Genomic DNA, 10,132 nt, shown 5'->3' with positions numbered 1-10,132 from the left:
TACGGTAGGGCATACCGGAACTCACGCTTGGGGAGAGATTCCCTCTGGCTTGGTTGGATACGTCCTGCCAAGTTAAGGAAACTCGTTGAACCAAGAATCCCTCGCTTTTAGCGATGGGAGTGTCAATGATAGCAGACTGGGTAGACGACTATCCATCCCCTCCCAGTCTGCGAGGAAGGGGAATTGCGCAACAGGCTTAAAATTCCGCGTTCATGGGGGTGCGGGGGAAGGGAATGACATCCCGAATGTTGCCCATCCCAGTCATGAATTGGACGACTCGTTCAAAACCTAAACCAAATCCGGCATGGGGAACCGTGCCGTAGCGTCGGAGGTCACGATACCACCAGAGTTCCTCTAGGGGCATTTGGTTGTCTTGGATGCGCTGTTCTAGGATGTCTAGGCGCTCTTCCCGTTGGGACCCGCCGATGATTTCGCCGATTTTGGGGGCGAGAACGTCCATAGCGGCGACGGTTTGGTTGTCGTCGTTGAGACGCATATAAAAGGCTTTGATGCCTTTGGGGTAATCGCGGACTATGACGGGTTTTTTAAACAGTTCTTCGGCTAAATAACGCTCGTGTTCGGATTGGAGGTCAAGGCCCCATTCGACGGGATATTCAAATTTACGGTCGGCTTTTTCTAAAAATGCGATCGCCTCGGTGTAAGAAATCCGCTCAAACTGGTTATTGATAATATTATCGGCGGTGGCTAAAACTGTTTGATCAATTCGTTGATTAAAAAACTCCATGTCTTCGGGACATTGTTCGAGGACGGTTTTGAAAATATGTTTTAAAAAGGCCTCAGCTAAGTCCATATTGCCCTGAAGGTCACAGAATGCCATTTCCGGTTCCACCATCCAAAATTCGGCCAGGTGGCGGGAGGTGTTGGAGTTTTCGGCGCGGAAGGTGGGACCAAAGGTGTAGACATCACTAAAGGCCATCGCCATGATTTCGGCTTCGAGTTGACCACTCACGGTTAAGTAGGCGGGTTTGCCGAAGAAGTCCTGACTGTAGTCGATTTCCCCTTGGGGGGTTTTGGGGGGGTTTTTGGGGTCTAAGGTGGTGACGCTGAACAGTTCCCCGGCCCCTTCGCAGTCGCTGGCCGTAATCAGGGGGGTGTGGACCCAGAGAAACCCGCGTTCTTGGAAAAACTGGTGAATGGCACTAGAACAGGCATTGCGGACGCGGAACACAGCGCCGAGGGTGTTAGTGCGCGATCGCAAATGTCCCAAACCCCGCAAAAATTCAAAACTATGCCGTTTCTTCTGGAGGGGATAGGTTTCCGGGTCAGATTCTCCGAATACTTGGATTTTAGAGGGGTTAACCTCAATTCGTTGTCCTTTGCCCTGAGAGGCCACCAACACCCCTTCCACAGCCACAGAAGAGCCAATGGTTAAACGTTTGACGAGGGCTTCATAGTCGGGGAAATCTTCGTTAATTACCACTTGCAGGTTGGCGAGGGCAGACCCATCATTGAGTTCCACAAAGGCAAAGCCCTTTAACGCCCTTGTGGTGCGTACCCAGCCTTGAATGAGAACCGCCTCATCCGGTTGGCCGTGGCGTAAAATCTGGACAATTCTGGTTTTGTTCATGGTGTACTTCTATCTTGTTTTCCTGAATTCCCCCCCGGTTAAGGAAGAGTGTTGACGACTCCGGTTTATCTTGGGGGAAGACCCCTCTCTCCTCCCTAACATTCCGTGATCGGAGATGTTGGGCCCCATATTTGAGATAACATAAGTCAAGGATCATTTTGTCATCAGTTACGGGTCAAACCTTCGTTTGTGGCAAATGAGCAGCGCAAAGATAGACCAGAAAATCAATAAGAACTTTCTATGTTAAAACAGTTACTCGGCGACCCTAACACTCGGAAACTCAAAAAATTTCAGCCTCTGGTCGCAGAGGTGAACGCTATTGAAGATGATATTAAAGCCCTCTCCGATGATGGACTGCGGGGTAAAACGAGGGAGTTTCAGGAACAACTGGCTAAGGCCAAAAGCGATCGCGAACGAGCCGATATTCTCGATGATATATTGCCCGAAGCCTTCGCCGTGGTGCGGGAAGCAGCTTGGCGAGTGCTGGGAATGCGCCATTTTGATGTGCAGTTGTTAGGGGGAACCGTTCTCCACGAGGGACAAATTGCCGAGATGAAAACCGGGGAAGGAAAAACCCTAGTCGCCACCCTCCCCTCCTATTTAAACGCTTTAAGCGGGCGCGGGGTTCATGTGGTGACAGTCAACGACTACCTCGCCCGACGGGACGCGGAATGGATGGGACAAGTCCACCGCTTTCTCGGCCTCACCGTGGGTCTAATTCAGTCGGGAATGAGTCCCATGGAACGCCGCCAAAACTACGCCTGTGATATCACCTACGCCACCAACAGCGAATTAGGCTTTGACTATTTACGGGACAATATGGCCACGGCGATGGAAGATGTGGTACAGCGCCCCTTTAATTACTGCATCATTGACGAGGTGGACTCGGTACTGATTGACGAGGCCAGAACGCCTCTCATCATTTCCGGTCAAGTGGAACGGCCCACGGAAAAGTATATGCAGGCCGCCCAAATTGCCGCCCAACTGTTCCCCCAAAATGAAGAGGGACAAGGCCATTATGAGGTGGACGAAAAAGCCCGTAATGTGTTGATGACTGATGAAGGGTTTGCCGAAGCCGAACGCCTGTTAGGGGTGACGGATTTGTATGACCCTAACGACCCTTGGGCCCATTATGTTTCTAATGCCATTAAGGCCAAGGAATTGTTTATCAAAGATGTGAACTACATCGTGAAAGATGATGATGTGGTGATTGTTGATGAATTCACCGGGCGGGTCTTACAAGGTCGGCGCTGGAGTGATGGCCTCCACCAAGCCATTGAAGCGAAAGAGGGGGTGAGAATCCAAAATGAAACCCAAACTCTGGCGACGATTACTTATCAGAACTTTTTCCTGTTATATCCCAAATTGGCGGGGATGACAGGGACAGCCAAAACCGAAGAGGCGGAATTTGAGAAAATCTATAACCTTCAGGTGACGATTATTCCGACTAATTTACCCTCCCGTCGCCATGATATGGCCGATGTGGTCTATAAAACGGAACCAGCGAAATGGAACGCCGTGGCCGAAGAGTGCGCCCAAATGCACGAAAAAGGCCGCCCGGTGTTGGTGGGAACCACCAGTGTAGAAAAATCTGAGGTCTTGGCGAACTTATTGCGAGAGCGGGGGGTTCCCCATGATATCCTGAATGCCCGACCGGAGAACGTGGAACGGGAATCAGAAATTGTGGCGCAAGCGGGGCGCAAGGGTGCTGTTACCATTGCCACCAACATGGCCGGCCGGGGGACAGATATTATTTTAGGGGGGAACTCCGACTATATGGCGCGGCTGAAATTGCGGGAATATTTCATGCCTAAAATTGTCATGCCCGAAGATAAGGAATTGGTGACCAGTGCGGTCGGAATGCCGAAAAATCGCAATCGCCCCCAAGGGTTTGGCAATGGCAACAAAAAGCCCAAAACTTGGAAAGCCTCGGCCCATATTTTCCCTACGGATCTATCGCCTGAAACCGAACAAACCTTAAAAATGGCGGTAAATTTTGCCGTGCAGCAGTATGGGGAACAAAGCTTACAAGAGTTAGAGGCCGAGGAAAAAATTGCGATCGCCTCAGAAAATGCCCCGGTACAAGATCCCGTGGTGCAGAAAATCCGGGAAGTCTACCAACTGATTCGCAAAGAATACGAAGCCTTTACCAGTCGCGAACATGATGAAGTCGTCCAAGCTGGCGGCCTCCATGTGATTGGGACAGAGCGCCACGAATCCCGCCGCATCGACAACCAACTGCGCGGCCGGGCCGGACGACAAGGGGACCCAGGGTCTACGAAATTCTTCCTCAGTTTAGAGGATAACCTGTTACGGATTTTTGGAGGCGATCGCGTCGCCGGGCTGATGAATGCCTTCCGCGTAGAAGAAGATATGCCCATTGAATCCGGCATCCTCACCCGTTCCCTCGAAGGGGCGCAAAAGAAAGTCGAAACCTTCTACTACGATGCCCGGAAACAGGTCTTTGAGTATGACGAAGTGATGAACAACCAACGACGCGCCATTTATGCAGAACGTCGTCGGGTATTAGAAGGGGAAGACCTCAAAGAACAGGTCATCAACTACGCCGAACTCACCATGAACGACATCGTAGAGGCCTATATTAACCCCGAATTACCCCCAGAAGAGTGGGATCTCGAAGGTTTAATCAATAAGGTCAAAGAGTTTGTTTATTTACTCAAAGACCTTGAACCCAAACATCTCGATAACATGACCGTTGGGGAAATTAAAACCTTCCTCCACGAGGAAGTTCGTAAAGCTTACGACATCAAAGAAAACCAAATTGAGCAAATTCAACCTGGTTTAATGCGTCAAGCGGAACGGTTCTTTATTCTCCAACAAATTGACACGCTCTGGCGGGAACATTTGCAAGGGATGGATGCCCTACGGGAGGCTATTGGTTTACGGGGTTACGGACAGAAGGATCCCCTGATTGAATACAAACAAGAAGGGTATGAAATGTTCCTCGAAGTGATGATTGATATTCGTCGCAACGTGGTTTATTCTCTGTTCCAATTTCAGCCCCAAGTTCAACCCCAAACGGTGTAATTCCAGTAAACCGTCCACAAACTATCTGTAGGTTGGGTGAAGCGAAAGCGTAACCCAACAAAATCAGGAGTCGGGGAGCAGGGGAGAGGGGGAGCAGGGGAGAGGGGGAGCAGGGGAGCAGGGGAGCAGGGGAGCAGGGGAGCAGGGGAGCAGGGGAGCAGGGGAGAAATTCCCTATCACCTATTACCTATTCCCTATTCCCTATTCCCTCGCCCCAGATGTCGGTTACTTGTGCCTTCGGTGAGTCCAAATTCTACGAGGCGATCGCCTAGAATCCGATTGGCAGGCGTTAGGATAAACAGATGATCCAGTTCCCAGTTCAACGATTCCCCATAATTTGTAATAACAATTTCCGAGGACGAGGGCCGTCTAATTCCACAAATAACACAGATTGCCACTGACCGAGGGCTAGTTTCCCATCAATCACGGGAATTGTTTCACTACTACTGAGAGTCATAGCCATCAGGTGAGAGTGGGCATTTTCCGGTTCCTCGGGGGGAACATCCCGCAAGTGGAGATCATTGTGTAAATAGGCCCCATCAGGGGGAGCGAGTTTGGTGAGATAGGTTTTCAAATCTGCCCAGAGGCGTTCCTCATTTTCATTAATCGCGATCGCCGTAGTGGTATGTTGAGAAAAAACTACAATATGCCCCTGATGAATGCCAGAGTGGGCTAATTTTTCCTTAATGTCCGACGTGACATCATAGACCCGAATTCCCGCTTCTGTTTGAATGTCTAGAGTGGTATTAACGATGTGCATAAAGTTTCGCTTCCTTGGAAAAAACCCCACCTTCTGCCCCTCGGGGAATGGTGGGAGACTGAATAGATAAGGCCTGCTGAACAAGTCGGGGAGTCGGGAGTCGGGGAATTAAGAATTATTCCCTATTCCCTTGTTGAGTCTAGCGTTGGGCTTTTTCAGCAAACCCTAGATACGTGACAAGGGCAAAACTTGCCCCCTGTGACCCCAGAAACCCAGTTTCTGGTCTAGAATGGTCAGTTTTTGAGAAAAATACCCAGAAACCGGGTTTTTGAAGGCTTCAAACCCTAGCTAAAAGAGTAGTGCTTTTTCACGTCTTGGTGAATTTGCCAAGTGCAGGACATTCCCGCAGGAAAAGTCACTAAGTCCCCTTGACCCATTGTGACAGGTTCGCCCTGTTCCGGGGTAACAGTAACTTTCCCTGCGAGGAAATAACAGGTTTCCGTGGCATCGTAAGTCCAAGGAAACTCCGATACTTCTTTTGTCCAAATCGGCCAATTTGGGACCCCTAATGTTTCTAAACGCTCGGGAGTGACTTGAGGTTCAATTTGAATGGTTTGTCCTTGTTGTACGGTCATAGAGTTTGATTGGATTATCTTTTAGCCAATGAGTCTTAAGGTGATTGTATCGCGCTCTGTGCAGAGTTAATTAGGGCTTGCTGTGCCACTTCGTGGAGCTATGCCTACGGCAAACTACGTGAACGCTAACGTGGAGCTTGCCGTTAGCCATATCTTTATCTTAGGCGAAGGAGACTATCCGATACAGATTTTTATTGCCATTAATCCCCTTTAATTTAATTCTAAGTGTCAGCCATTATTCCTAGGGTTAGATGGGCTGGTAGGATAGCAACAACACAGAGACTTATCTGCGCCCTTACTCACCATTCCCCCCCTTGTTTACCAGTCATGCTAAAATTAGTTTAAAGAACTTAGTTGGGTAGGTTTGCCATGAGATTTATTAACCCCAAAACCGACTACGCTTTTAAAAAAATCTTTGGTTCTGCTGAAAGTAAGAACATCTTAATCAGTTTTCTCAATGCTTTAGTCTATGATGGCCATTCAACTATTGAAGATTTGGAAATCATCTCGCCCAATTTGCCCCCTCAACTCGAAGGTTTAAAAGATACCTATTTGGATGTTAGAGCGCGGTTGAATGATGGCACATTGGTAATTATTGAAATGCAAGTTTTAAATGTGCAATCTTTTGGGAAGCGGGTTTTATTCAATGCAGCTAAAACCTATGCCTTTCAACTGCAACGGGGACAGGGATATCGATATCTAAAACCCGTGATTGCTTTAACCTTAACTGATTTCGAGATGTTTCCCGGACAGAATCAATTGATTTCCCGCTTTGTTTATCGAGAGAAATTTGAAGGCTGGCATTATCCTGAGAATGAGATGGAGTTAATCTTTGTGGAATTGCCGAAGTTTACCAAGGAACTAAACGAGCTTGAAACCTTGACAGACAAATGGATTTATTTTATGAAATTTGCTAGATCGCTCAATTCAATTCCTGATAATATGGAGGATATTGCGGAACTTCATCAAGCCTTTGAAATTGCTAATCAAGCTGGGTTAACCCTAGAGGAATTAGAGGAGTTAGATCGGCGGGAAATGTTTATTTATGACCAACAGGGTGCGATCGCTTTAGGAGTTGAACAAGGACTTGAACAAGGACGAGAACAAGGACGAGAACAAGGACGAGAACAAGCAAAACGTGAGGTCGCTCGCAACTTATTGGGTCAACTGAATGATGAGGCGATCGCCCAAGTCACTGGATTAAGCCCGGAAGTCATCGCAGCTTTAAGGCAGGAGATGCCTAATAATTAGGGTCTGCTGAAAAAGCCCAACGCTACACTCAACAAGGGAATTGATAATTGATAATTATTAATTGACAATTATTTCCGACTCCCCCACAGGGGATATCAGATCACTTAGCCAATAAGGGTTTTAATTCGGGCAGATCCTCTAAGGAAATTTCCCGTAAACCCATCATTTCCGTGAATTGACTGGCAGGGGTTTCCAATTCTGGTTCTGCCACATTCAAAGAATCATCATCCAAGGAAAGCGTTTCCAGTGCGTCCTCTTCCTCCACTGCGCTGGTTTCCAATTCTTCGGGAACTTCCTCGCTAATGGTATCCTCTGTCATTACTGCCGCGTCGGAAGATTCTACAGGTTCTACAGCCGTCGTTTCTAATTCACCCTCAATCTCTTCAAGAGAACTATCCTCCTCCACAGTAGGAGTTTCCAGTGCTTCTAGATCATCCTCGGGACTGGTTTCTAATTCTCCCTCGATCTCTTCAAGAGAACTATCATCCTCCACAGTGGGAGTTTCCGGTGCTTCTAGATCATCCTCGGGACTGGTTTCTAATTCTCCCTCGAAATCATCAGGAGTCAAGTCTAGCTCAGTTAACCCCGTTTGTGTTTCCACCTCTTCAAGGGTGTCATCCTCCACAGTAGGAGTTTCCGGTGCTTCTAGATCATCCTCGGGACTGGTTTCTAATTCTCCCTCGACTTCTTCAGGGGTGAATTCCAGTTCAATCTCTACCTCTTCAAGGGTGTCATCGTCTACAGCAGGGGTTTCCGGTGCTTCAAGATCATCCTCGGGACTGGTTTCTAATTCCCCCTCGAAATCATCAGGACTGCTGTCTAGTTCCGTTAATCCGGTTTCCGATTCAATGGGGATGTTATCATCTACGCCTAATAAGCTGGTGATTTCCTCGACTTGTTCTGGGGACAGTTCATTTAACCCCACTAAACCGGGGAAAATGCGACTATTGGGGCCAATTTGCTGGAATCCGCGTAAACCGACAGCCCGACCGCGATCGCTTCTTGTGGCCACCAAATAGGACGCACCCCGATTATTCACGCTGCGGACTTTCACCCGTCCCGGACGAATATTCCGCGCATTGAACTGTACCGATTGCAGGATTTCATAGTTCACCTGTGCAGTACCTGAAGCGTCGGAGAGGTTAAAGACACTGAGATTAGAGGAGGTATTGAACAGACTTAAGGTGTTGGGAGCATTCACCAAAAAGGTGGTAATGAAAACCTGTAGGGTTTGTTCAAGAGTCGGAGCAGGGGGAGCGCTAGGACTAGAAGGGGTGGGAGTTGGGGGTGAACTGGGTTGGGTAATCACCACCACAGAGGATCCCCCTTGGGGAGGGGGAGTCGGTTGAGGACTGAAGGTAATCCCTAAGTCAGAGAAGGAGGTGTTCCGGGAAAGGGTGACGAACGTTCCCCCACTGCGTCGGAAACGGAGGGTGCCATCGTCAAAAAACCGGACAACCGATGAACCAATTTGTAGGTCAGATCCTGTAACGATGGTGGGGTTGGTAATGTTGTAGACGAGGGTGAGGTTCTCATCATCAACGGGATTGTAATAACGGAATTCCGTCAGGTCAACGGTGCGACGGAAGGGGGTTAATCCGGCCGTGGCATAGAAGTTTACGCCATCTTCCCCTTCTCCTGTAATGGTGGTGTTACCTTGTTTAAATTCAAAGCTAACTTCTCCCTCTTCCCCACTAAAGGCAATGGCCCCTTGACCGAAAATGGAGGTAATTCCTCGGACTCCTCGGTTTTCAGTTTTAATGCGGAATGAATCTAAATCTCGGCTGAGGTTGATTTCACCATCCACGTCGTTGGAGACTCCGGGAATATGGATATCAAGATAGCCGACATTGCCTCTGACCTTGAATTCCCGCTCCCCTCGGGTGCCAACGCTTTGGATGCGGAAGGTGCGGTTAGCGGCTCCGAGGAAGTTTAAACCGTCTTCGGCAAATTCTAAATCATATTCGCCCGCTTCTAAATCTTTCCCTTCAAACTCGAAGCGAATGCGACGGACAAGGGTTTCTGGTTCCGGGAGACGAAATTCTCTGGAGTTGACGAGGGTTAAACTGGCAGGCAGATCAATTAATCCAGCGTTAATATCTGCTTCAAATTCCCCAACTTGTAGGTTGCCGGGATCAGCAATAAAACGGTCTGAGGAGTCATCGGCAAGGCTAACCTCTCCTGCATTGGGGAGGAAAATGAGGGGACTGGCTCCAATGACTTCAGGACGGATGAGGGTGCCTGGAATATCGAGGGGGGAATCACTAAAGTTAGTGAGGGTGAAACTCAGGATGGTGTCGCGATTGATGAAGGGGACTAACATCCCTTGGGGGGTGAAGGCAATGCCGGATAGTTGTCCTTGAATGAGTCCGCGATCGCCTGATTCAATTTCTCCTACCGTACCACGATCGTCAAAACTGGCGGCAGTCGGCACAAACGCCGGATTTGTTAACACCCCATTGGGACTCTCAATCTTTAATTCATTCAGATTGAGGTCAAATAACCGAATCGCTCCATCTGCACTGGGAACAAAAAAAGCCGCTTCTCCCGCTAGATTACCGCCTGTTACAGGAATTTGGGCTTGTGCAGGTGCGATCGCACACATCGAACCCACCGTTAACCCGATATACAATGCCGCCCGATAGCGATTATCAATCATCATACTTCCTCTCATCTTCACACTGTAGAATCTAAATTCTCGCCCATCCCATCCCCTCTCGATTGCTCCGGATCAGACTACAACAGCCCAGTAGAAGGGAAAGAATAGACCTTGAACCACGCCTAAAATTCTCTCGACAGCGAATTTTTCCAAGGTCTGTATTCTGCTGACGATTTTTCCCCTCGGAAGTTCCCGCCATAAACAAAAAGTTTTGTAAACTTTTTTACCACCGGAAACTTCCGTAATTTCTC

Annotated in this window: 7 protein-coding genes; 2 read left to right on the top strand and 5 right to left on the bottom strand. The window is 48.6% G+C overall.

Translation table 11 applies throughout. The annotated features are described in order from the left end of the window. Positions 1-196 precede the first annotated feature (196 nt). Positions 197-1,588, bottom strand: coding sequence for an asparagine--tRNA ligase (gene asnS, locus K4A83_RS04040; protein ID WP_265263133.1), 1,392 nt, complete (start codon positions 1,586-1,588; stop codon positions 197-199). Positions 1,589-1,828: 240 nt separating this feature from the next. On the opposite strand from asnS, the gene secA reads away from it, so the two are divergent. Then, positions 1,829-4,636: a preprotein translocase subunit SecA gene (gene secA, locus K4A83_RS04035; RefSeq protein ID WP_265263132.1), complete on the top strand. Its 2,808-nt coding sequence runs from the start codon at positions 1,829-1,831 to the stop codon at positions 4,634-4,636. A gap of 194 nt (positions 4,637-4,830) precedes the next feature. Here secA and K4A83_RS04030 read toward each other — a convergent pair whose 3' ends face one another. The 3 genes from K4A83_RS04030 to K4A83_RS04020 form a co-directional block, all read right to left on the bottom strand. Further along, positions 4,831-4,959 carry a hypothetical protein gene (locus K4A83_RS04030; RefSeq protein ID WP_265263131.1) on the bottom strand — a complete coding sequence of 43 codons (129 nt, stop codon included), beginning with the start codon at positions 4,957-4,959 and terminating at the stop codon, positions 4,831-4,833. Further along, on the bottom strand, positions 4,956-5,396 hold the full coding sequence (locus K4A83_RS04025; RefSeq protein WP_265263130.1) for a secondary thiamine-phosphate synthase enzyme YjbQ: 441 nt from the start codon (positions 5,394-5,396) through the stop codon (positions 4,956-4,958). The genes K4A83_RS04030 and K4A83_RS04025 overlap by 4 nt, the downstream gene beginning before the upstream one ends. Before the next feature lie 284 nt (positions 5,397-5,680). Beyond that, the gene (locus K4A83_RS04020; RefSeq protein ID WP_265263129.1) at positions 5,681-5,971 is read right to left on the bottom strand and encodes a cupin domain-containing protein; all 291 of its coding nucleotides are present in this window, start codon (positions 5,969-5,971) and stop codon (positions 5,681-5,683) included. 369 nt (positions 5,972-6,340) lie between these two features. Between K4A83_RS04020 and K4A83_RS04015 the strand changes: the two genes are divergently transcribed. Continuing rightward, positions 6,341-7,222, top strand: coding sequence for an Rpn family recombination-promoting nuclease/putative transposase (locus tag K4A83_RS04015; RefSeq protein WP_265263128.1), 882 nt, complete (start codon positions 6,341-6,343; stop codon positions 7,220-7,222). Positions 7,223-7,322: 100 nt separating this feature from the next. Here K4A83_RS04015 and K4A83_RS04010 read toward each other — a convergent pair whose 3' ends face one another. Continuing rightward, on the bottom strand, positions 7,323-9,884 hold the full coding sequence (locus K4A83_RS04010) for a hypothetical protein (protein ID WP_265263127.1): 2,562 nt from the start codon (positions 9,882-9,884) through the stop codon (positions 7,323-7,325). Between the last annotated feature and the right edge of the window lie 248 nt (positions 9,885-10,132).

It is taken from the genome of Spirulina subsalsa FACHB-351 (assembly GCF_026130165.1).
Lineage (GTDB): Bacteria > Cyanobacteriota > Cyanobacteriia > Cyanobacteriales > Spirulinaceae > Spirulina_A > Spirulina_A subsalsa_A.
This window is presented reverse-complemented; position numbering and strand designations above follow the sequence as displayed.